The organism is Bradyrhizobium cajani, assembly GCF_009759665.1.
In the GTDB taxonomy this organism is placed as follows: Bacteria; Pseudomonadota; Alphaproteobacteria; order Rhizobiales; family Xanthobacteraceae; genus Bradyrhizobium; species Bradyrhizobium cajani.
In genome coordinates this window covers 64,835-85,846 of record NZ_WQNE01000009.1, presented here as the reverse complement: position 1 = coordinate 85,846, position 21,012 = coordinate 64,835, and the positions used below count along the sequence as shown (strand labels likewise).

20 protein-coding genes and 2 pseudogenes are annotated in these 21,012 nt (G+C 64.0%); 14 read left to right on the top strand and 8 right to left on the bottom strand.

Annotated features, from left to right (window positions below):
• Positions 1–64: 64 nt before the first annotated feature.
• The 6 genes and pseudogenes from GPL20_RS13675 to GPL20_RS13650 all read left to right on the top strand — a co-directional run bounded on the left by GPL20_RS13675 (position 65) and on the right by GPL20_RS13650 (position 5,201).
• Entirely contained in the window at positions 65–1,042 is a 978-nt protein-coding gene (locus tag GPL20_RS13675) for a small ribosomal subunit Rsm22 family protein (protein WP_167533013.1), read from the top strand.
• A 139-nt stretch (positions 1,043–1,181) separates the two neighbouring features.
• Positions 1,182–1,742, top strand: a complete 561-nt coding sequence (locus GPL20_RS13670) for a LemA family protein (RefSeq protein WP_157329997.1) — start codon at positions 1,182–1,184, stop codon at positions 1,740–1,742.
• Positions 1,743–1,871: 129 nt separating this feature from the next.
• Positions 1,872–3,095, top strand: a complete 1,224-nt coding sequence (locus GPL20_RS13665) for a M48 family metallopeptidase (protein WP_157329996.1) — start codon at positions 1,872–1,874, stop codon at positions 3,093–3,095.
• A 206-nt stretch (positions 3,096–3,301) separates the two neighbouring features.
• Positions 3,302–4,054: a P-loop NTPase family protein gene (locus tag GPL20_RS13660; RefSeq protein WP_157329995.1), complete on the top strand. Its 753-nt coding sequence runs from the start codon at positions 3,302–3,304 to the stop codon at positions 4,052–4,054.
• A gap of 62 nt (positions 4,055–4,116) precedes the next feature.
• Entirely contained in the window at positions 4,117–4,782 is a 666-nt protein-coding gene (locus GPL20_RS13655; RefSeq protein ID WP_157329994.1) for a hypothetical protein, read from the top strand.
• An 86-nt stretch (positions 4,783–4,868) separates the two neighbouring features.
• Positions 4,869–5,201: pseudogene (locus GPL20_RS13650) on the top strand (GIY-YIG nuclease family protein).
• 7 nt (positions 5,202–5,208) lie between these two features.
• Here GPL20_RS13650 and GPL20_RS13645 read toward each other — a convergent pair.
• The 5 genes from GPL20_RS13645 to petA all read right to left on the bottom strand — a co-directional run bounded on the left by GPL20_RS13645 (position 5,209) and on the right by petA (position 11,860).
• Positions 5,209–5,748, bottom strand: a complete 540-nt coding sequence (locus GPL20_RS13645; RefSeq protein WP_011085277.1) for an adenine phosphoribosyltransferase — start codon at positions 5,746–5,748, stop codon at positions 5,209–5,211.
• Between the two features lie 114 nt (positions 5,749–5,862).
• Entirely contained in the window at positions 5,863–8,028 is a 2,166-nt protein-coding gene (locus tag GPL20_RS13640; RefSeq protein WP_157329993.1) for an anthranilate synthase component I, read from the bottom strand.
• A gap of 312 nt (positions 8,029–8,340) precedes the next feature.
• Positions 8,341–9,015, bottom strand: coding sequence for a dienelactone hydrolase family protein (locus GPL20_RS13635; RefSeq protein WP_157329992.1), 675 nt, complete (start codon positions 9,013–9,015; stop codon positions 8,341–8,343).
• Between the two features lie 179 nt (positions 9,016–9,194).
• The gene (gene fbcH / locus GPL20_RS13630; protein WP_157329991.1) at positions 9,195–11,267 is read right to left on the bottom strand and encodes a cytochrome b/c1; all 2,073 of its coding nucleotides are present in this window, start codon (positions 11,265–11,267) and stop codon (positions 9,195–9,197) included.
• 62 nt (positions 11,268–11,329) lie between these two features.
• Complete coding sequence (gene petA, locus GPL20_RS13625; protein ID WP_254125760.1) at positions 11,330–11,860, bottom strand: ubiquinol-cytochrome c reductase iron-sulfur subunit; 531 nt, start codon at positions 11,858–11,860, stop codon at positions 11,330–11,332.
• Positions 11,861–12,137: 277 nt separating this feature from the next.
• On the opposite strand from petA, the gene GPL20_RS13620 reads away from it, so the two are divergent.
• From GPL20_RS13620 to GPL20_RS13585, 8 genes are all read left to right on the top strand, one after another.
• On the top strand, positions 12,138–12,596 hold the full coding sequence (locus GPL20_RS13620) for a tRNA (cytidine(34)-2'-O)-methyltransferase (RefSeq protein WP_157329990.1): 459 nt from the start codon (positions 12,138–12,140) through the stop codon (positions 12,594–12,596).
• Between the two features lie 10 nt (positions 12,597–12,606).
• Positions 12,607–13,239, top strand: coding sequence for a 7-carboxy-7-deazaguanine synthase (gene queE, locus GPL20_RS13615; protein ID WP_157329989.1), 633 nt, complete (start codon positions 12,607–12,609; stop codon positions 13,237–13,239).
• Between the two features lie 17 nt (positions 13,240–13,256).
• Positions 13,257–13,622, top strand: coding sequence for a 6-pyruvoyl trahydropterin synthase family protein (locus tag GPL20_RS13610; protein WP_157329988.1), 366 nt, complete (start codon positions 13,257–13,259; stop codon positions 13,620–13,622).
• Between the two features lie 110 nt (positions 13,623–13,732).
• The gene (gene hemF, locus GPL20_RS13605) at positions 13,733–14,620 is read left to right on the top strand and encodes an oxygen-dependent coproporphyrinogen oxidase (protein ID WP_167533012.1); all 888 of its coding nucleotides are present in this window, start codon (positions 13,733–13,735) and stop codon (positions 14,618–14,620) included.
• 2 nt (positions 14,621–14,622) lie between these two features.
• Positions 14,623–15,369, top strand: coding sequence for an HAD family hydrolase (locus GPL20_RS13600; RefSeq protein WP_373568250.1), 747 nt, complete (start codon positions 14,623–14,625; stop codon positions 15,367–15,369).
• A 453-nt stretch (positions 15,370–15,822) separates the two neighbouring features.
• Positions 15,823–16,872, top strand: coding sequence for a hypothetical protein (locus GPL20_RS13595; RefSeq protein WP_157329985.1), 1,050 nt, complete (start codon positions 15,823–15,825; stop codon positions 16,870–16,872).
• 106 nt (positions 16,873–16,978) lie between these two features.
• Positions 16,979–17,185, top strand: a complete 207-nt coding sequence (locus GPL20_RS13590) for a YodC family protein (protein WP_157329984.1) — start codon at positions 16,979–16,981, stop codon at positions 17,183–17,185.
• Positions 17,186–17,710: 525 nt separating this feature from the next.
• Positions 17,711–18,223 (top strand): imm11 family protein, encoded by a 513-nt coding sequence (locus GPL20_RS13585; protein ID WP_157329983.1) that lies wholly within the window; start codon positions 17,711–17,713, stop codon positions 18,221–18,223.
• A 294-nt stretch (positions 18,224–18,517) separates the two neighbouring features.
• Here the strand turns inward: GPL20_RS13585 and GPL20_RS13580 are convergent, their stop codons facing one another.
• The 3 genes and pseudogenes from GPL20_RS13580 to GPL20_RS39535 all read right to left on the bottom strand — a co-directional run.
• Positions 18,518–19,546, bottom strand: coding sequence for a lysozyme family protein (locus tag GPL20_RS13580; protein WP_157329982.1), 1,029 nt, complete (start codon positions 19,544–19,546; stop codon positions 18,518–18,520).
• A 547-nt stretch (positions 19,547–20,093) separates the two neighbouring features.
• Positions 20,094–20,903, bottom strand: a complete 810-nt coding sequence (locus tag GPL20_RS13575) for an IS110 family RNA-guided transposase (protein ID WP_157329981.1) — start codon at positions 20,901–20,903, stop codon at positions 20,094–20,096.
• Positions 20,903–21,004: pseudogene (locus GPL20_RS39535) on the bottom strand (alpha/beta fold hydrolase); the annotation flags it as partial. The pseudogene GPL20_RS39535 and the gene GPL20_RS13575, both read right to left, overlap by 1 nt.
• Positions 21,005–21,012: the final 8 nt, after the last annotated feature.

Sequence of the window (21,012 nt, the reverse complement as noted above, 5' to 3'; positions counted from 1 at the left end):
CGCGCTACAATCTCTGGATTCCGGGTTCGCGCTTCGCGCGCCCCGGAATGACGTGAGCTTGCCGATGATAGCCCCCACCCTCCCCGCCGAACTGAAGGCCGCCCTCGACGGCAAGCTCCAGGGCTTTTCCCGCACCGACGCCGCACAGCGCTCGCAAAAGATCTCGACCACCTACCGCGCCGGTGGCGGCTCCGGCACGATCAAGTCGGAAGCCGATGCGCTCGCTTATGCGCTCGCGCGCATGCCGGCGACCTACGCGGCCGTCGCCGCAAGCCTGAATGCGCTGACGGAGATCGCGCCGGACTTCGCCCCGGAAACATTGCTCGACGTCGGCGCAGGGCCGGGCACCGCGAGCTGGGCCGCTGCGGAGGCCTTTCCCTCACTGCAAGACTTCACCCTGCTCGACGCCAACGCCACACTGAGCCGGCTCGCGCTTGACCTCGCGCGCGACAGCACGCGTCTGGCGGAGTGCCGCTATCTGCCGGGCGATGCCGGCGGCAATCTCGCCGAGGTCTCGCAAGTCGATCTCGTCGTTGCGAGCTACATCATCGGCGAGCTCGGTGAGGCCGATCAGCGCAAGCTCACGGAAGCGATGTGGGCGAAAGCGCGCCACGCGCTGGTCGTGATCGAGCCCGGCACGCCTGCCGGCACCACCCGCATCCTCGCGCTGCGCCAACAGCTGATCGCAGCCGGCGCCTTCGTTGCGGCGCCCTGCCCGCACGAAAAGCCCTGCCCGCTCACCGCGCCCGACTGGTGCCATTTCAGCCAGCGCCTGCCGCGCTCCCAGGCGCATCGACAGATCAAGGGCGCCGAGGTGCCGTTCGAGGACGAACGGTTCATCTACGTCGCCCTGACCCGTGCGCCGCCCGCGAGCCGCGCCGCGCGCGTGCTGGCAGCACCGGATGTCGGCAAGGCCGAGATCACGGCCAAGCTCTGCGCCGAGGACGGTGTTGAGCTCGCGAAGGTCCCACGACGTGACAAGGCCGCCTATGCGAACGCCCGGCGCTGGCGCTGGGGCGATACCGTCCTGTCCGAAAGTTAACCTCGTTCAGGGCTTTTGCCTTGAACTTGGACGGTTCCTCGTCCGACCAAGCCTTACCTCCCCTCTGCGCCGGGGCTCTCGCCCTGCGCCAATTTGGTCTACCCTAGCGACCGCCTTCTTTCCCCATCAGGAGTTCTCCATGTCGACCGGCTGGATCGTTCTCGGCGTCATCGTCGTCCTCGTGTTCCTGGCCTTCAGCGCCTACAACCGCCTGGTGGCCCTGAGCCAGCGCGTCGGCCAGGCCTTTGCCGACATCGATGTACAGCTCAAGCAGCGTCACGATCTGATCCCGAACCTGGTCGAGACGGTGAAGGGCTACGCATCGCACGAGCGCGGCACGCTCGACGACGTCATCAAGGCGCGCAATTCGGCGATGTCGGCGCAGGGGCCGGCACAGGTGTCCGCGGCCGAGAACCAGCTCTCCGGTGCGCTCGGCCGGCTGATCGCACTGTCGGAGGCCTATCCCGACCTCAAGGCCAACGCGAATTTCCAGCAGCTTGCATCCGAGCTCTCCGACCTCGAGAACAAGATCGCGGCGAGCCGCCGCTTCTTCAACAATGCGGTCCAGGAATACAACACCGGCATCCAGCAAATGCCCGCCGCACTGTTCGCCGGCATGTTCGGCTTCACCAGGAAGGACTTCTTCGATCTCGGCACGAGCCGCACCGAGGTCGAGGCCACGCCTCAGGTGAAGTTCTGATTAGCTGACATGTTCATCGCCTTTCTCCGTCATTCCGGGGCGTCGCAAAGCGACGAACCCGGAATCTCGAGGTTCCGGGTTCACGCCTTCGGCGCGCCCCGGAACGACGGACTTTGACGAAGGCGCGCCATGGCCGCATACGGTCTCTACACGCACATCGCCTCGAACAAGCTTCGTTCGATGCTGCTGCTCGCCGGCCTGTTCGCGCTGGTCTATGTGGTGGTCTATGCCGGCGCGCTGGTCGCCGAAGTCGTCATCAACGGCAACGGCACGGTCGCCTATTATCTGAGCCACGCCTTCCATGATCTGAAGGTCGCCGCGCCGGTTGCGACGGTCGTGGCAGCGGTCTGGGTCGTGATCGCGTACTTCTTTCACCAGTCGATGATCGACGCGGTGACCGGCGGTCACGACGTCACCCGGCAGGAGCAGCCGCGGCTCTACAATCTGCTCGAAAACCTCTGCATCTCGCGCGGCATCACCATGCCGAAGCTGAAGATCATGGAGAGCCCGGCGCTGAACGCGTTCGCGACCGGCCTCAACCCGCGGCAATATTCGGTCACCGTCACCACGGGTCTCCTCGACGCGCTGAACGACAAGGAGATCGAGGCGGTGCTGGGCCACGAGCTGACCCACATCAAGAACGGCGACGTGCAGCTCATGGTGGTCGCCGTCATCATCGCCGGCGTGGTCGGCTTCTTCGGCGAATTGTTCTTCCGCCTGTTCACGAGCCTCAACTGGAGCTCCGGCTCCGGCGGCTCATGGTCCTCGGGTTCCTCCTCGTCGTCGCGATCGTCCTCGTCATCGAGCGACAGCAAGAGCTCCGGCGGCGGCGCGGTCATCGTCATCATCATCGCGGTCGTGCTGATCGTGGTGGCCTGGCTGATGTCGCAGGTGGTGAAGCTTGCACTGTCGCGCTCGCGCGAATTTCTCGCCGACGCAGGCTCCGTGGAGCTGACGAAAGACCCCGATGCCATGATCTCGGCCCTGCGCAAGATCGAGGGCCGCGGCGAGCTGCCGGGCGCGACCTCGGCGGTGATGGAGCTCTGCGTCGACAATCCGCGCGAGGGCTTTGCCGATCTGTTCGCGACCCACCCGTCGGTGCAGTCCCGCGTCGACGCGCTGGTCAAATTTGCCGGCGGCCATGATCCCGGTCGGCTGCCGGACCCCGCCGAGGAGACCGACGAGCCGACGGCGCAGGTCGAACAGCAGGACGCCCCGCCGCCTCTGCGCCATGGCCCGTGCGACGATGCAGATGGCTCGGCCAGCCCGCCGCCCGTGTCCGCACCCAGCTCCTCCGGAACCGCGGCCGCCAACCCGATGGGCAACCCCATGGGTCCCTGGGGCCGTCATTGAGCGCCTGATGTCCTGCCGCGCGCGGCAGGTTTGACCGCGATCGGGAAAAACCCAGGGAATCGCCCAACTACATGCCGAGGATTTGAATTCTCCCTTCTTTCTGCCATGTTCGCGCCCAACAGCAGACTTGGGACCTTCTTGGGACATCGATTTGGGGCCCGGCCGATTGCGACCTCGCGATCGGGGGCGCGCGTTAGGGGACAGCAATGGCAAAGCCGGCAGTGGTTGTGGTGGGCGCGGACAAGGGCGGGGTCGGCAAGACCACGGTATCGCGCACCTTGCTCGATTATTTTTCCGCCAACAACGTACCGACGCGCGCCTTCGACACGGAGTCGCCGCGCGGAACCCTGAAGCGCTTCCACCCCGACATCACCGAGATCGTCGACATGACGACGACGGCCGACCAGATGAAGATCTTCGACACGCTCAACGCAGTGAGCCCGTCGGTGACCGTGATCGACGTCCGCGCCGGCCTGCTCTCGCCGGCGCTGGCCTCGCTGCGCGACATCGGCTTCCTCGACGCCGCCAAGGCCGGCCAGATCACCTTCGCCGTGTTCCACATCCTCGGCCCCTCGATCGCCTCGCTGGAGGAGATCGCCGAGACCGCGGGCTTCATGACCGGCGCGAAATATTTCCTGGTCAAGAACTTCATCAACGACACGCAGTTCTTCCAGTGGGACCAGTCGACCTATAATTCGTACTTCCATCGCATCAAGGACGCGACCGAGCTGACGATCCCCAAGCTCAACGAAATGGCCTATGAGCAGGTCGAGGTCTCCTCCGTCCCGTTCCTCAAATTCGTCGCCAACAAGGGCATCAGCGACGATGCCGCGAACTATTCGTTCGTGCTGCGCGGCTATGTCCGGCACTGGCTGGCCAACGTCTGGAGCGAATTCGACCGGATCCGGCTGACCGACATCGTCGGCTCGAAGCCCGTGACCCGCAACAGCGAAAAATAGTTGCGGAGGCCGGGCCGATACGGCTGGATTGGGCGGCGAGTTCGCTCAGATAATAGTTCGTGATGCCCGCAACGCCCGTCTACATCATCTGTTCGCCCCGCCCGCAGGTCGGCAAGACCCTGCTGGCGCGGCTCTTGAGCGAATTCCTGCTGCTCAAGAACGGCAACGTCGCAGCCTTCGACGTCAATCTGAAGGAGCCGTCGCTGGTCGACTATCTGCCGAAGATCACCGAGACCGCGGACGTGATCGACACCTACGGCAAGATGCAGCTGATGGACCGCGTCATCGTCGATGACGGACTTGCCAAGGTGATCGACCTCGGCTTCCACGCCTTCGACGAGTTCTTCAAGATGACCGACGAGATCGGCCTGCTCAAGGAGGCCGCGCGCCGGCATGTCGCACCGCAGATCCTGTTCGTCGCCGACACCGACCGCGTCTCGGCCCGCGCCCACGAGATGCTGCGCGGGCAGATTCCGCGGATGAACCTGATCACGGTGGACAACGAGTACGTCGTGCGCGGCGAGCTGCCGCGCGCGATGGAAGGCGGCCGACTGTTCCGCCTGCCCGCGCTGCCCGGCTTCCTCAAGACCTATATCGACCGGCTGAACTTCTCCTTCACCGGCTACCTGCGCCAGGAGAAGGACGCCTCGACCGAGCTGCACCAGTGGACCCGGCGCAATTACCTCGCCTTCCGCGAGCTCGAGCTGAGCCTGATCCTGCAGCGGTAGATAATTTTACCCGGATAATATTGACCGGCGGCTGACTTGGCTGTATGAGGTCCGGCGACAGCAGCATCCTGCCGAGGACCTTCCCCGTGAGCACCGACCGAAAAGCCGCGATCGCCGCCTACAAGGAGCGCAAGGTCTTTGCCGGCATCTACGCAATCCGCTGCGCTGATACGGGCGAGGCCTGGGTCGGGCAGGCCCTCAACCTCGAAAAGGTCCAGAACCGCATCTGGTTCACCCTGCGCCAAGGCGGCCATCTCTGCCGCAGCCTGCAGGCAGCCTGGAACGTGCATGGTTAAAAGGGCCTCTCATTCGCCGAGTGCGAGCGACTGGAAGAGGACGAGACGGACTATGTGAGGAATGCGCTTCTGAAGGAGCGCATGCTGCATTGGCTGGCGGAGCTGAGGGCCGAGGTGATCTGAGAGGCGCTCAATGCCCCTCGAACGTCATCAGCGTGCGCACCGGCACGTCCATGGCGCGCAGCTTGGCGGCGCCGCCGAGCTCGGGCAGGTCGATGATGAAGCAGGCAGCGACGACATTGGCGCCGATCTGGCGCAGCAGTTTCACTGCACCCTCCGCGGTGCCGCCGGTGGCGATGAGGTCGTCGACCAGGATCACGCGCTCGCCGGGCTGGATCGCGTCGACATGCATCTCCATCTCGTCGATGCCGTATTCGAGCGAATAGGCAATGCGCACGGTGGTGTGCGGCAGCTTGCCTTTCTTGCGGATCGGCACGAAGCCCGCCGAGAGCTGGTGCGCCACCGCGCCGCCGATGATGAAGCCCCGCGCCTCCATGCCGGCGACCTTGTCGATCTTGTTGCCGGCCCAGGGATTGACGAGCTCGTCCACCGCGCGGCGGAACGCGCGCGCATCCGCGAGCAAGGTCGTGATGTCGCGGAACATGATGCCCGGCTTGGGATAGTCGGGAATGGTGCGGACGCTCGCCTTCAGGTCGTGGTCAAAGGTCATTTGTATCCCATGTGGCTGTCATTCCGGGGCGGCTCGAAGAGCCGAACCCGGAATCTCGAGATTCCGGGTTCGATGCTGCGCATCGCCCCGGAATGACGAGCATGAAACATGCACTCAATTCGTCCCAGCATCCAGCCGGAACGCGTTCTCGACAATCCTCAAGCCCACCTCGCCACCGAGCGACATCAGCGATTCCGGATGGAATTGCACGCCGGCGACCGGCAGGGTCTTGTGCTCCAGCGCCATCGCGACGCCGTCCTCGGTGCTGGCGGTGACGTTCAACACCTCGGGCATGCTGTCGCGCTCGACATAGAGCGAATGGTAGCGGCCGATGATGATCTCGTTCGGCAGATTGCGCATCAAGCGTCCGCCGCGCACCTGCACCCGCGAGGGCCGGCCGTGGGCGGGATGGGTGAGCTGGCCGAGTTCGCCGCCGAAATATTCGCCGATCGCCTGCACACCGAGGCAGACGCCGAACACCGGCAGCTTCTTCTCCAGCGCCGCGTCGATGGTCTTCTTGATCCCGAAATCCTCGGGGCGCCCGGGACCGGGCGAGAGCACCAGCAAGTCCCACCTCTTCTGCTTGAGCATGTCGAGCGCATGCACATAGCGGACCACGGTGACGCTGGCGCCGACCTGGCGGAAATAATCGGCGAGCATGTGCACGAAGCTGTCGTCGTGGTCGATCAGCAGCACCTGCTTGCCCGAGCCGGTCGCATCGGGCGCGAAGGTCGAGAGCGGTTTTGGCGGGTCGCCGCGCAAGGCCTGGAACAGCGCCGCGGCCTTGACTTGGCATTCGCGGTCTTCCGCGGCGGGATCCGAGTCGAACAGGCAGGTGGCGCCGACGCGCACCTCGGCCAGACCATCCTTCATGCGGATGGTGCGGATGGTGAGGCCGGTGTTGATGCTGCCGTCGAAATTCACCGCGCCGATCGCGCCGGCATACCAGCGCCGCGGCGAGCGCTCGTGATCTTCGACGAACTGCATCGCCCAGAGCTTTGGCGCACCGGTCACGGTGACGGCCCAGGCATGGGTGAGAAAGGCATCGAGCGCGTCGAAGCCGGGACGCAGCATGCCCTCGACGTGATCCACGGTGTGGAAGAGCTTCGAGTAGGTCTCGATCTGGCGGCGCGCCAGCACCTTGATCGTGCCGGGCACGCAGACGCGCGCCTTGTCGTTGCGGTCGACGTCGGTGCACATGTTGAGCTCGAACTCGTCCTTCTCCGAGTTCAGGAGCTGGCGGATCTGCTCGGCATCGCCGATCGCATCAAGGCCGCGCGCGATCGTACCCGAGATCGGGCAGGTCTCGACGCGGCGTCCGTCCGAACGCACGAACATTTCGGGCGAAGCAGAAACGAGAAACTCTCCTTCTCCGAGATTCATCAGCGCGCCATAGGGCGACGGGTTGATGACGCAGAGCCGCTGGAACACTTCCGCCGGTGAACGTTCGCAAGGTTCGGCGAAGAGCTGCCCCGGCACGGCTTCAAAGAGGTCGCCGCGGGCGAAGGCCGCGCGCGCGGTCTCGACCGTGGCCTGATATTCGCCGGGCGCGTGATCGGCAAAGCCCTGGCGAGGCGTCTTGAGATAGGGGCTGTCGGCCGTCTCGCGCGGCAGGCCATCGGTGGACTTGCCGTTCCAGGCGAAGTCGTAAGCGAGCACCACGCCGCGGCCGGTGGCGCGGTCATAGGCGAGCAGGCGATCGGGGACATAGAGCACGATGTCGCGCTGGTCCTGCTCGCGCGGGCGCTTCTGCACGAGGTCCTCGATCTGGAACACGAGGTCGTAAGCGAAGGCGCCGAACAGGCCGAGCAGCCCGTCGTCATTGGCGGAGAAGGCGGCGACGAGATCGCGCACCAGCGACATCACGCTGGCGCGCCGGGTGCGCTGGTCCTCCTCGACCGGAGCGTCGCCGCGGATGATGTGGCCAGCCAGGCGCGTGGCCGTCTTCTCGGAGATCACGACGCAGGGCTCGCGCAGGACGTCGCCGAGGAAGGCGATCAGCACCTGCCCGCGCTCGTTGAGCGCTTCCAGCTTGAAGTTGACGCCGACGGTCTCGAGCTTGAGCGGCGGGTCGGAGAAGCCGAGGTCGAAGCTCTCGTAGCGCCCGGGCACGGTCGTGCCCGAGGACAGCACCACACCGCGGCGGCGGTCGAGCAGGCTGATGAGATCGTCGAGCCGGCTGGCGCCGCCGGTAAACTGCTCGGCCACGCGCGTGATCGAAAGACCCGCGCGGGTCACATAGTCGCTTCTGGCCGGGAGGGCAAAGACGGTCCTGTTCATGGGCTCCTCTTACGAAACTTGCCGAGGGAACGCCACACAGGACAAACGATCAGGCCGCCGCGCTGTGCTGGCGACCTTCGACGATTTGGGAAAGGGAAATCGCACCGGCCACCTCTTTAGGAGGTGCGCCACCAAAGACGGGCTGGGCGGACGGCGGTGCTCATGGGACGGATACTCACCATGGTGCGGGGACGGCGTCAAGGGTGGCGCCGGAGCCGTAGCCCGGATGGAGCGCAGCGCAATCCGGGTTCGTGCCATGACGAAACAACCCCGGATTACGCTTCGCTCCATCCGGGCTACACGGCTTCAGCTCTACCCCAGATGCTTGCGGAAAAACTCCGTCGCCCTGCCCCAGGCGAGCTCGGCGGCTTCGCGGTCGTGCACGGCCTGACGCTGCTCGTTGACGAAGGCGTGCTCGGCGTCATAGCGGAACAGCTCGAGCGACTTGCCGGCGGTCTTCATGGCCTTCTCGAAGCCGTCGACCAGCTCCGGCGTGCACCAATCGTCCTTGTTGGCGAAATGGGCCTGGAGCGGAATCTTGACGTCGGCGGGCTTGGCCGCCTGCTCCGGCGGGATGCCGTAGAACACGACGCCGGCCGCGAGCTCCGGGATCTTCGTCGCACCTATGATGGTGACGGCGCCGCCGAGGCAGAAGCCGGTCAGGCCGACCTTGGCGCCGTTGCGTGACAGATATTGCGTGGCGCCGCGCACGGTCTGCGTGGTGGCATCCATGAAGTCGAGCGAATTCATCTCCTTGTTGGCGCTCTCGGTGTCGTGATACGGCACCACCTTGCCCTTGTAGAGATCGGGCGCCAGCGCATCGAAGCCGGCGAGCGCAAAGCGGTCGCACAGGCCCTTGATCTGGTCCGACAGTCCCCACCATTCCTGGATCACGACCACGCCCGGCGCATTGCCGCGCGCGGCATTGGCGAGATAGCCCGATGCGTCCTTGCCGTCCGGGCGCTTGAAGGTGATGGTGGTTCCCATGGTGTCCTCCGACAGGTTTCTGGGGGAGCGGTTGGAGGTATTTTGGCCGCTGGCAGCGCGCGGCGCAATCCACACTCACGTCATTCCGGGGCGAAGCGTCAGCATCGATCGCGGAATGGCAATGCAACAAAAAAGCCCCCTCGCGGGGGCTTCTTCATTCTCGTCTCGCCTCACACCGCTCAGTGCGAGTCGGCCCAGACTTTCTTCTTGGTGAAGTACATCAGGAAGGCGAAGATGATCAGGAACACGAACACCTGGAAGCCGAGGCGCTTGCGCGCTTCCATATGCGGCTCGGCGGTCCACATCAGGAACGTGGTGACGTCCTTGGCGTACTGCGCCACCGTGGTCGGCGAGCCGTCGTCATAGGTCACCTGGCCGTCGCTGAGCGGCTTCGGCATCTTGATGGCGTGGCCCGGGAAGTACCTGTTGAAGTAGGAGCCTTCCGGGATGGTCACGCCTTCAGGCACCTTGTCCTCGAACCCCTGAAGCATGGCCGCGACGTAATCCGGACCCTGCTCCTGGTATTGGGTGAAGAAGTCGATGATGAACCAGGGGAAACCGCGCTTGTAGGAGCGCGCCTTGGTGATCAGGGACAGGTCGGGCGGCGCCGCACCGCCGTTCGCGGCACGCGCTGCCTGCTCGTTCGGGAATGGCGAGGGGAAATAGTCCGCCGGCCGGCCCGGACGCTCGAACATGTCACCGGCATCGTTCGGACCGTCCTTGACCTTGTATTCCGACGCGAACGCCGCCGCCTGCGCAACGGAATAGCTGGGGCCGCCGGGCTCCGACAGGTTGCGGAAGGCGATGTAGGACAGGCCGTGGCAGCTGGCGCAGACCTCCTTGTAGACCTTCAGGCCACGCTGGAGCGCGCCGCGGTCAAACGTGCCGAAAGGGCCGGAGAACGACCATTTGATGCCCGGCGGGGTGTCGCTGCCTTCGGACGCTTTCGCGCTGTCGATCGAGCCTGCGAACAACGAACCGGCGAGCGCCAGCACGATCGCGGTCGACACCATCGGCGTCGCCTTGCTTCCGGTCTTGGCCAGCACCGCCTCCGAGATCGAATTCGGCACCGGCCGCGGCGTCTCGATGCGCGAGAGCAGCGGCAGCACGATCAGGAAGTAGGCGAAGTAGCAGAACGTCAGGACCCGGCCGGCAACGACGTAGATGCCTTCCGGCGGCTGTGCGCCGAGATAGCCCAGCAGCACGCAGACCACCACGAAGATCCAGAAGAACTGCTTGGCGAGCGGACGGTACTTCGACGATCTCGTCCTGGCGCTGTCGAGCCAGGGCAGGAAGCACAGGATGATGATCGCTCCGAACATCGCGATGACCCCCGCGAGCTTGTTCGGGATCGAGCGCAGGATCGCGTAGAACGGCAGGTAATACCATTCCGGCACGATGTGCGGCGGCGTCACGCCCGGGTTCGCCGGGATGTAGTTGTCGGCGTCGCCGAGATAGTTCGGCATGTAGAAGATGAACCAGGCGTACAGCAGCAGGAAGCAGGCGACGCCGAACATGTCCTTGATGGTCGCATGCGGCGTGAACGGCACCGTGTCCTTTTCCGTCTTCGGCTCGACGCCATCGGGATTGTTCTGGCCGGCGACGTGCAGCGCCCAGACGTGCAGCACGACGACGCCCGCGATCAGGAACGGCAAGAGGTAGTGCAGCGAGAAGAAGCGGTTCAGCGTCGGGTTGCCGACCGAATAGCCGCCCCACAAGAGCGTCACGATGCTCTCGCCGACATAGGGAATGGCGGAGAACAGGTTGGTGATGACGGTGGCGCCCCAGAAGCTCATCTGGCCCCAGGGCAGCACGTAGCCCATGAAGCCGGTCGCCATCATCAGGAGGTAGATGATGACGCCGAGGATCCACAGCACCTCGCGCGGCTCCTTGTACGACCCGTAGTAAAGGCCGCGGAACATATGGACGTAGACGGCGACAAAGAACATCGACGCGCCGACAGCGTGCATGTTGCGCAGCAGCCAGCCGAAGTTGACGTCACGGACGATCAGCTCGACCGACTTGAAGGCGAGATCGGCATGCGGCGTGTAGTGCATCGCCAGGATCACGCCGGTCAGGATCTGCATCCCCAGCATGAAGGAGAGGATGGCGCCGAAGGTCCACCAGTAGTTCAGGTTGCGCGGGGTGGGATAGGCGACGAAGGAGGAATGGATGAGACCAATGATCGGCAGGCGCCGCTCGATCCATTGCAGGGCCGGATTGCTCGGCTGGTAGTCGGATGGTCCGCTCATGATGCGATCCTGAGGAAATATAACGACGAGATGGCGCGAGGCTTCGGACGGAGGTCCGAAGCTCAGCCGATCTGGATTTTGGTGTCGGAAACGAACTGGTAGGGCGGCACCGGCAGGTTCGCGGGCGCGGGCCCCTGGCGGACGCGGCCGGACGAGTCGTACTGCGACCCATGGCAGGGGCAGAAGAACCCGTCGTAGTTGCCCTCATGAGCGATCGGGATGCAGCCGAGATGGGTGCAGATGCCGATCACGACCAGCCACTGCTCGTGGCCGGACTTGACCCGGGCCTCGTCGGTCTGCGGATCGGGAAGGCTCGCCACATTGACGGCGCGCGCCTCGTCGATCTGCTTCTTGGTGCGGTGGCTGATGTAGATCGGCTTGCCGCGCCAGAACACCTTGATGTCCTGGCCCTCGGCGATCGGGCTGAGATCGACCTCGATCGGCGCCCCGGCGGCGATGGTCGAGGCATCCGGATTCATTTGGGAGATGAAGGGCCAGAGCGCAGCCGCGCCCCCTACTGCTGCAGCTGCCCCGGTTGCAACGAATAAGAAATCACGGCGTGTCGGATGGTCCGCCGAAGACGCTGTCGTCACGATTCCAACCCTTTCTTCTTATGCGACCGGAGGAACCGCTCCAGGGGGCGCCCATGAGGTCCCCGGAAGGCTGCCGGCGCCCGCGGCCCCCCGCGGCGGCAGAACTTTGCTTGCTCACGCCCAAACGGGGAAAACAGCAGTCCAGAATCGTTCTATTGGCACCCTTGCCGGGCGAGCGCAAGCCCGCTAACGGCGGGGAAGCGTGCAATGCACGAATTCCCGGGCGAGCGATGTTTTATTGAGACATTTTCCGCCCGCAACCAAGCCGCCGCCGCCCATGCAGATAGCTCTTTTCCAGCCCGACATTCCGCAGAACACCGGCACGATTCTCAGGCTCTGCGCCTGCCTCGGCATGGCCGCCCATATCATCGAACCGGCGGGATTTCCCGTCTCCGACCGGCTGTTCCGCCGGGCGGGAATGGACTACCTCGACCATGTCAGCATCGTCAGGCACGACTCCTGGGTGAAATTCGAGGACTGGCGCGCGGCACAAGGCTACCGCCTGCTGCTGTTCACCACCAAAGCCGCCACCGACTACCGCGATTTCCATTACCAGACGTCGGACATCCTGCTATTCGGACGCGAGAGCGCCGGTGTCACCGACGCGGTGGTCGAGGCCGCGGATGCGCGGCTGGTGATTCCGATCACGCCGGGGCTGCGGTCGCTCAATGTGGCGATGAGCGTGGCGATGGCCGCAGGCGAGGCGCTGCGGCAGATCCGGAACCCGCAAGTTTGAGGAGAGACGATTGAGTTACGCGGTCAAGGAGATCTTCCTGACCCTGCAAGGCGAAGGCGCCCATGTCGGGCGCGCGTCCGTGTTCTGCCGCTTTGCCGGCTGCAACCTCTGGAGCGGCCGCGAGGCCGACCGCGCGGGCGCGACCTGCAAATTCTGCGACACGGATTTCGTCGGCACCGACGGCACCCTCGGTGGCCGCTATGCCTCGGCCGCGGAACTCGCGGGCACCATCGCCGCCCAATGGACGGGATCGGCCGACAACCGCTATGTGGTGCTCACCGGCGGCGAGCCGCTGCTCCAGGTCGACGACGCCCTGATCGAGGCGCTGCACGCACGCGGCTTCGAGATCGGGGTCGAGACCAACGGTACGATCGAGCCGCCCAAGGGGCTCGACTGGATCTGCGTCAGCCCCAAGGGCGGCAGCGAGCTCGTGCTGCGGCAGGGCCACGAGCTGAAGCTGGTCTACCCGCAGCCGCTGGCTGCGCCGGAGACCTTCGCGGATCTCCCCTTCGAGCGCTTCTCGCTGCAACCGATGGACGGGCCCGAGGTCGCCCAGAACACCGCGCGTGCGATCGACTACTGCCTGCGCCATCCGCAATGGCGGCTCAGCGTGCAGACGCATAAATCGCTCGGCATCAGATAGGATTGGTTTTCGGACAGATGTGGGAATTGACGAAATCGTTCCGCTTCGAGGCGGCGCATTCACTGACGGGCACGACGTTCGGCGCGGCGAGCGAGGAGATCCACGGCCACTCCTTCCGCGCCGAGGTCACAGTGCGCGGCACGCCGGACCCTGCGACCGGCATGGTGGTCGATCTCGGCCTCCTCCAGCGCGCCATCGAGGACGTGCGACTGACGCTGGACCACAAATATCTCAACAAGATCGAGGCGCTGGGCACGCCGACGCTGGAAAATCTCTCGCGCTTCGTCTGGGACCGATTGCAGCATATCGGCAAGCTCACCCGCGTCAGCATCCACCGCGACAGTTGCAACGAGAGCTGCACCTATTACGGTCCGCAAGGCTAGACTTCGTAGGTGGGCAAAGCGGAAGCGTGCCCGCCATTCAAGACAACGTTGACAGATGGCGGGCACGGCGCAAGGGCGCCTTTGCCCACCTTACGCGACCGGGAATGCAAATGGACGTTTCGACGATCGAAGACCGCAAGGCCCGCGCACGAAGCTGGTTCGAGCGCTTGCGCGACGACATCTGCGCGAGCTTCGAGCGGCTGGAGGATGACGCGCCGCAAGGCCTCTATCCGGGCAAAGCCGGCCGCTTCAAGCGCACGCCCTGGCAGCGCACCGATCACAGCGGCGCCGCCGGCGGCGGCGGGGTGATGTCGATGATGCACGGCCGCCTGTTCGAGAAGGTCGGCGTGCATTGCTCGACCGTGCATGGCGAATTCGCCCCCGAGTTTCGCGCCCAGATTCCCGGCGCCGCGGAAGACCCGAAATTCTGGGCCTCCGGCATCTCGCTGATCGCACACATGCGCAATCCGAACGTGCCCGCCGTGCACATGAACACGCGCTTCGTCGTCACCACAAAAGCCTGGTTCGGCGGCGGCGCCGACCTGACGCCGGTGCTGGAGCGACGGCGCACGCAGGAGGATGCCGACAGCATCGCCTTCCACGCCGCGATGAAAGAGGCCTGCGTGCAGCCGAACGGCGTTGCCGACTACGACAAGTACAAGACGTGGTGCGACGAGTATTTCTACCTGCCGCACCGGAAGGAAGCCCGCGGCATCGGCGGCATCTTCTACGACTGGCACGACAGCGGCGACTGGGACGCCGACCTCGCCTTCACCCAGGATGTCGGCCGCGCCTTCCTGAAGATCTATCCCGACATCGTGCGGCGCAATTTCGCGAGCGCCTGGACCGCTGCCGACCGCGAGGAGCAATTGATCCGGCGCGGCCGCTATGTCGAGTTCAACCTGCTCTACGACCGCGGCACCATCTTCGGGCTCAAGACCGGCGGCAATGTGGATTCGATCCTGTCGTCGCTGCCGCCGGAAGTGAAATGGCCATGACCATGCCGAAGTCCGTCATGAGGCCGCTCCCCCGCGCCATGCTGATCGACATGGACGACACCATCCTGTCGGCCTATGGCCGCCCCGAGATCGCCTGGAACACGATCGCGAACGAGTTTGCCGAGGAGCTTGCGCCGCTGCCGCCGCGAGAGGTCGCGACCGCGGTGCTGGCGTTCGCGCGAAACTTCTGGGCCAACGCGGAGGCCGCCTGGCGGCTCAAGCTCGCCGAGGCCCGGCACCTCACGGTCAAGGGCGGCTTCGCCGCGCTTGCCGCCGCCGGCCACCGCGCCCTGCCCGACGACCTCGCCATTCGCATCGCCGACCGCTTCACCGCCTATCGCGAGGAGGAGATGTTCGTCTTCCCCGGCGCGCATGACGCGATCGACAGTTTGAAGGCGCTCGGCATCAAGCTCGCGCTGGTGACCAACGGCGCCGCCGACACCCAGCGCGCCAAGGTCGAGCGCTTCGAGCTGGCGCACCGCTTCCACCACATCCAGATCGAGGGCGAGCATGGTTTCGGCAAGCCCGAGGAGCGCGCCTATCTGCACGCGATGGACGCGCTCGGCGTCACCGCCAAGGATACCTGGATGATCGGCGACAATCTGGAATGGGAAGTCGTGACGCCGCAGCGCCTCGGCATCTACTCGATCTGGATCGACGTGCATGGCGACGGCCTGCCCGAGGGCTCGACGGTCAGGCCCGACCGCATCATCCGCTCGCTGACCGAACTCGTGCCGGACCAGCCGTAACGCTTATCGGGAAGCGCGCCTGTGGCCATCCTTCGAAACGCCCGCCTCCGGCGGGCCCTCAGGATGAGGTCGCGTCTTGCGGCGAGATATCAGACCCTCATGTGAGGAGCCCGCCAAAGCGGGCGTCTCGAACCATGCAGTCCGCCGTATGCTGTGCTCAAAAACAAAAACGGCGAAAACAACCCCATGCACAGTAGCCGGCCGCTGCAAAATCAAGCGCTTGCTGATTTTACGAAATCCGTTTGACGCGTCGGGCAAAACAGGGGCATAATGCCATCGTCGCAGGTCTTGCGAAGGACAGGCTTCTGCGCGGGCCGCATCCGATCGGCGGGCCTTTGCCGAGCGGGATTTCGGCAACTCCCCTGCCTTACTTGAAGTGAAGTGCTTCACAGTCCGCAATCCGGGATTGCGCTACCCTTTCTCCACGGGGCGTGGAGTGAGTTGGAGGCGATCATGGAGCAGGACCTGCCGAAGGAAGCAGCGCGCGCACAACCCGCGGCCGACGCACCGGGCGTGTGGCAGAGAATTCAATCCTGGGACAGCCGCCTGTCGGTCACCAAGGGACTGACGGCCGTCACCCTGCTGACCGGCTTCCTGGGTGGATACTTCCAGTATCTGAACTCCTATGAGCAGAAGGTCGGTGACCAGGCCAAGGCCGACATGCAAAAGGCCACGGACACCTTTCTTGAAATCTCAAACGCGTTCGCCGAAGTGCAGACGCAGCAGGAGACCATGCTGCGCGAACAGTTCGGTTCGCTGAAGGCGCAAGCAAGTCCCGCCTTCATACCGGTGGACGCGAAGACGCTCGAACCGCTGTCGGATTATCTGAAAGCACGCACATCCCTGCGGCGGAACGGCGCCATCTTCGCACGGAAGGCGGAGATCTACATCGATTGGCCCAGTGATATGGGCCGCGACGCAGCTGCGGAGCACACGCTGGATCAGGATCCTCTGACGGCCACAATGCTTGCGAAGTACAATTTCGATTGCGACGCCGACGCCAATCAGCCGCAGTTCAAGGGGGCAATCTACAACGGCGGCGATCCGGGGCGCCCAAGCGAGGAACTCTGCAACGACCCGACGGCCGATGGGCTGAAGTCCTACGTCAATCTCTGTGCCAGGAACCCGGACGGGACGATCAACCATTTGCAGAAGGTTATTGCCATCAACTGGTGGAGCGCCAAGCACCACGTTCTGGTGATGCACCATTGCTTCGATGCATTCCGCAGCCAGCCGAACGCGTTGCAGGCACCGGCGTCGAGCGGCGATAGCCCCAACGATCGCAAGCAGGACGCCACGACGCCGCGGAACAGCCCCGAACAAAGGCTGCAGCTTCAGGCGCGTCGGCTCGATGCCTTCATGACACTGACGATGGCCCAGCTCGACCGCATTCGGGTTCGATACCGTCCGACCGGTTTCTTCTGTCATGTTCCGGTCGTTCGCGATGCTGTGGGCCTTTTCAGCAACGAATGCCTGCCGATACAGCCGAACGAGCGCAGCTGAGTCCGATCCACGGGGCGGCGAAGTTTCGCCGGCGCCGGCCTTGCGTGATCGGCGTGTCATGACCGCCTGCTAGCACATCCGGGTCGATCAACTCGGAGGACAATCCATGGACTTGAAAGCCGGCGATGTCGTGATGCTGAAATCCGGCGGCCAGCCGCTGACCGTCGCGGAGGTGAAGGAGGACGAGGTGCTGTGCCTCTGGATGGGCATGGAGGGCGATCTGTTCCGCGAGACGCTGCCGCTGGCCACCCTCGTGCAGGTGGAAGAGGACGACGAAGACGAGGATGACGACGAGGACGAAGACGACGAGTAGGCACGTCTGAGATCGCATCCTGCCCGGGTCGGAGCGCTCGCCTCCGGTGCGCCTGATGTCCGCTTCTCTGCCAATAACGGCGTAATAGCGGACATCGATGTATGCCGGAGACGGGCCAATAGCCGTCATTCGTGACGACATAACCGGCCTTAGCGAGACTCTCCGAAGTATCTCGGCGCCAGCGCAATGCGCTCAATTTCTGACTGTCGCGACGATGTCAAACTCCACGAATAGACGCGGAAACATCTCGCACGGATCAATAGACACGCTCGAAGCACCGCGCGTGACCAAGCCGCTACAAAATTCTTCTGAAGGTCAGCATGGCCAGGGCACGCAAACGGTTCTTCGAGATTTCGCCAAGCTGGGCGGGGGCTGCCACCGTTGGTTTATTGACAGACGACAAACTCTACGCGCCCCTCACGACCGCGATATGTTTCGCCGGCCTCCAAGCGCTGTACGGCGAGCCGATGCCGTCATCGGGGCAGTTCGGGTTCCACAAGCGTCCGAACGCGATCCCCGACATGGGTGCACGCTTCCGGCGAAGTGCCAATTGTCACCGCGACATTCAAATCTGTCGTCGAAGGCGTTGCGCCGGGCGAAGCGGAGTTCCGACCGTTCGCAATGCGTTGGCCTGACGATGAGCCGGTCGCCGGCGAATGGTACCTCATGAACGTCCTGAACATCGTCGATTGCTTCGATTTCGAACGCATGGGCAAGCAACGCCCTGCGCCACTCAAACACTCAATAACCGGTGAGGAATTGACGCCTCTTGAGGCATGGTTGCATGAACGATCTGCTCAACATCCACAGACACCGCCAGTCTATGTCGATCCGGAGTTGGTCGGCGGCCTTCAGATTTGGCGGCCATTGCAGCACTCGCATTCGCTCTTTTGCACAAGCGAGCTACTCAAGGCCTTAAAGGCTGCTGGTGTGCGAAGATTGCATGCCGCGCGGCTTGGCACTCGGGATGATCCGATTCCGGTGATCGATTGGGAAGCACTAGGAACGCCCCTCCTGATAAAGCGGCCGAGCTTATAAACAACGCAAACGATAACGCGCTGCTCGATGACCGGCGGGGATGATAAATAAACTGGGCTGTAGAAGCGAGGCTCGCCCATGCGGTCCATCGCTGACTGCCGGGCCGCTTTGGGTCAAAACCGCCGTTTTGATCAGCGGTCGAGCGCTTCCGGTTTACCCCCGCCTTCGGACAGCTCGCCGCTAGGCCCTAACGGAAGCGATGTGCCATGCTGTGGACTGGTCTACCCAGCCGGGTCTGTTTCTCCACGGCGACGAAAGGCAAAGCAAACGTGGCGGGCGCTGCCGACGACGGAGTTAGTGGCTTGCCGCCGCCGCAGCAGTCGCCACATATTTCATGTAGAATTCGGCGACCCGGCCGCGCCACATGCCGACGAACGCCTCTGACGTCACGTTGTCCACCGATTTCCAGGTGCGCTTGAAGGCCGGAAGTGCATTGCCCCAAATCGCGCGTTTGCACCACCTCTCACCCTTCTGCTTGCCTTCGCTGGTGGCGCACATTGATTTCCAGGCGGTGCGGGCGGGCCGGCTGATGTGCTCAGCGGCGCCTTCCCAGCCTTGCTGATGGATCAGGTAAAGATCGCTCATGTCCGGCGTCCGGTGCGTGATCCACTCGAACTGGACGCCCTCGGTAATGATTTTGTAGGCGGCGGCAACGGCGTTATCCCGCGGACTGCGAATCTGCCCGAAGCCGAACTTCCCGAACTCATAATGGCTCAGCTGAAACAGCCCGATATACGACCCGGTGCGTTGATTGGGGTTGAAACCGGATTCGATCTTGGCAACCGCCATCATGAAATTGAAATCGAGACCAAACGCGTCGGAAGCGCGCTTGATCTCTTCGGCCGGCGTTCCGACCGGAATGTCCTTGAACGCACGCAAGACGATCTCCGCCGGTTTCTCGGCGGGCGGCAGTTCGGACCAGACGTAGTAAACCAGATAACGGAAATCCTGCGTCGACGCCGCTTTCGGAGCATCGTCGGATGCCTCGCGTTCCGGCGGCAGCGGTTGGACGGCATCCTGTCCCAATGACGCCAATTTTGGCGCGGCGGGTTCATCGACGATCTCGGCTTCGGTGCTCAACGGCCTGGAACCTGCTGACGTCACCGAGCCAAGCTCTGCTCTTTCTGCCCGAAGCGCTGCCGCAAGTCTGGCGGATGCCTCTGCGTACACGGCAGGCGTCACCATGTTCGCAGGAGCCGCCATGCTCGCTGCCGCTTCCGGCATGACATCCGGCATCGTCGCGGCCGGTCTGTTACTGGCGGCCAGATAAAATCCCACGGATGCGACAACAGCCACGATGCAGCTGGTCTGCAAGACCTTCATCGCCTGAAGTCTACGGATGGCTTCTGTAGGAAGGCTGTTCGCATGGTCCTGCGGCCCGTGGGTGAGTACTCTTCGTAGAATCTTAAGGTTTAAATGTGGTGAACGAGGGCCGGCATTCTGCCTCGCAACTCGATGTGTCCCCCTTTGGCGCACGAGCGGCCCCTGGCGGGAGACGCTCGTGGGGTCGGCGATCATATGCTGCCAATGGCGTCCGATCTTAGCGGCTCCGCTCCACACCCCGCAACGGACGTGCCGACAGCAGACTGGGACCTTCGGCTACGGGCCATGTGTGGACGGCTCCGGGTTGGCAAGAAGAAACTTCACTTGCGGCGTTGGTCGGAGCAGCCATGTGTTCGGCCTTCGAGCGCGGTACTCATGACCGCTGGCCATAATGCCCTCCGCGGATCAGGTCCCGGTCAAAAGCACGCATTCGACGATGCTGTGGCCCAAGTGGGTTGTCCTGATCGCCGGATCGACCGGCGCTGCATTAGTGCTGTTCGCCCTTCCAACCGTTGCGTCACACCGGGATGACCGGCTGTGATCTCGTTCATGCCGTAAGAGCAGCGGGCTCCTTGTAGCATTCGTTCCTGACCATCATCGCCCATGCCATCCTGGCGAGCTTGTTGGCGAGTGCGATGGCGACGACCTTGGTGGGGCGCCGCGCCAATAATCCAGTGAGCCAGGGCCGATGCCCCGTGCCATGGATCTTGGCATAGCGAATCACGGCGAGCGCGCCTGCCGTGAACAAACTGCGCAAATAGCGATCACCTTGTTTGCTGATCCTGCCCAGCTTGTCCTTGCCCCCGCTCGAGTTCTGCTTCGGAACGAGCCCCACCCAAGCCGAGAAGTCTCGTCCCGATCGGAAAGCCTTGGGATCAGCAATGCTGGCGACCAGAGCTGTTGCCAGCGCCGGCCCGACGCCGGGGATCGCGTCCAGCCGTTTGCTCGTCGCGCTTGATCGATGCCAGGCGATAATGCGTCGGTCGAACTCCAGGATCTGGGCCTTCAGGGCTCGCAACTGGCTGCCGAGAGCAGCAAGACACACACGGCCCACTTCGGGGAGCCGGCAGTCGGTTGTATCGGCGACGACTTCCAGCAGTTGCTCGACACCCCTGCGCCCGACAGGGGCGACAATTCCGAACTCAGCAAGATAGGCGCGGATTGAATTGATAACGGCAGTCTGCTGGCGGATGAAGAGATGGCGCGCACGATGAAGCATCAGACAGCTCTGTTGCGCGACCGTCTTGGTCGGCACAAACCGCATGTTGGGTCTCGTGACCGCCTCGCAAATCGCCTCCGCATCGGTGGTGTCGTTCTTCTGCCGCTTGACGTAGGGCTTCACATAGGCGGGAGGCATCAATCGCACGAGAGCAGGTCGGGGTTGAGGACATCTGCATGCGTGGTTAGCATGCCATGCGGGTAGCCGGGATAGGTCTTCAGCGACCCATTCCTGAGCAAGTGGGGGA

Bases quoted from the DNA above. Each gene is read 5' to 3' on its own strand.
- GPL20_RS13675 (WP_167533013.1), top strand. From the start codon at position 65: ATGATAGCCCCCACCCTCCCCGCCGAACTGAAGGCCGCCCTCGACGGC.
- GPL20_RS13670 (WP_157329997.1), top strand. From the start codon at position 1,182: ATGTCGACCGGCTGGATCGTTCTCGGCGTCATCGTCGTCCTCGTGTTC.
- GPL20_RS13665 (WP_157329996.1), top strand. From the start codon at position 1,872: ATGGCCGCATACGGTCTCTACACGCACATCGCCTCGAACAAGCTTCGT.
- GPL20_RS13660 (WP_157329995.1), top strand. From the start codon at position 3,302: ATGGCAAAGCCGGCAGTGGTTGTGGTGGGCGCGGACAAGGGCGGGGTC.
- GPL20_RS13655 (WP_157329994.1), top strand. From the start codon at position 4,117: ATGCCCGCAACGCCCGTCTACATCATCTGTTCGCCCCGCCCGCAGGTC.
- GPL20_RS13645 (WP_011085277.1), bottom strand. From the start codon at position 5,748: ATGACCTTTGACCACGACCTGAAGGCGAGCGTCCGCACCATTCCCGAC.
- GPL20_RS13640 (WP_157329993.1), bottom strand. From the start codon at position 8,028: ATGAACAGGACCGTCTTTGCCCTCCCGGCCAGAAGCGACTATGTGACC.
- GPL20_RS13635 (WP_157329992.1), bottom strand. From the start codon at position 9,015: ATGGGAACCACCATCACCTTCAAGCGCCCGGACGGCAAGGACGCATCG.
- fbcH (WP_157329991.1), bottom strand. From the start codon at position 11,267: ATGAGCGGACCATCCGACTACCAGCCGAGCAATCCGGCCCTGCAATGG.
- GPL20_RS13620 (WP_157329990.1), top strand. From the start codon at position 12,138: ATGCAGATAGCTCTTTTCCAGCCCGACATTCCGCAGAACACCGGCACG.
- GPL20_RS13610 (WP_157329988.1), top strand. From the start codon at position 13,257: ATGTGGGAATTGACGAAATCGTTCCGCTTCGAGGCGGCGCATTCACTG.
- hemF (WP_167533012.1), top strand. From the start codon at position 13,733: ATGGACGTTTCGACGATCGAAGACCGCAAGGCCCGCGCACGAAGCTGG.
- GPL20_RS13600 (WP_373568250.1), top strand. From the start codon at position 14,623: ATGCCGAAGTCCGTCATGAGGCCGCTCCCCCGCGCCATGCTGATCGAC.
- GPL20_RS13595 (WP_157329985.1), top strand. From the start codon at position 15,823: ATGGAGCAGGACCTGCCGAAGGAAGCAGCGCGCGCACAACCCGCGGCC.
- GPL20_RS13590 (WP_157329984.1), top strand. From the start codon at position 16,979: ATGGACTTGAAAGCCGGCGATGTCGTGATGCTGAAATCCGGCGGCCAG.
- GPL20_RS13580 (WP_157329982.1), bottom strand. From the start codon at position 19,546: ATGAAGGTCTTGCAGACCAGCTGCATCGTGGCTGTTGTCGCATCCGTG.
- GPL20_RS13575 (WP_157329981.1), bottom strand. From the start codon at position 20,903: ATGCCTCCCGCCTATGTGAAGCCCTACGTCAAGCGGCAGAAGAACGAC.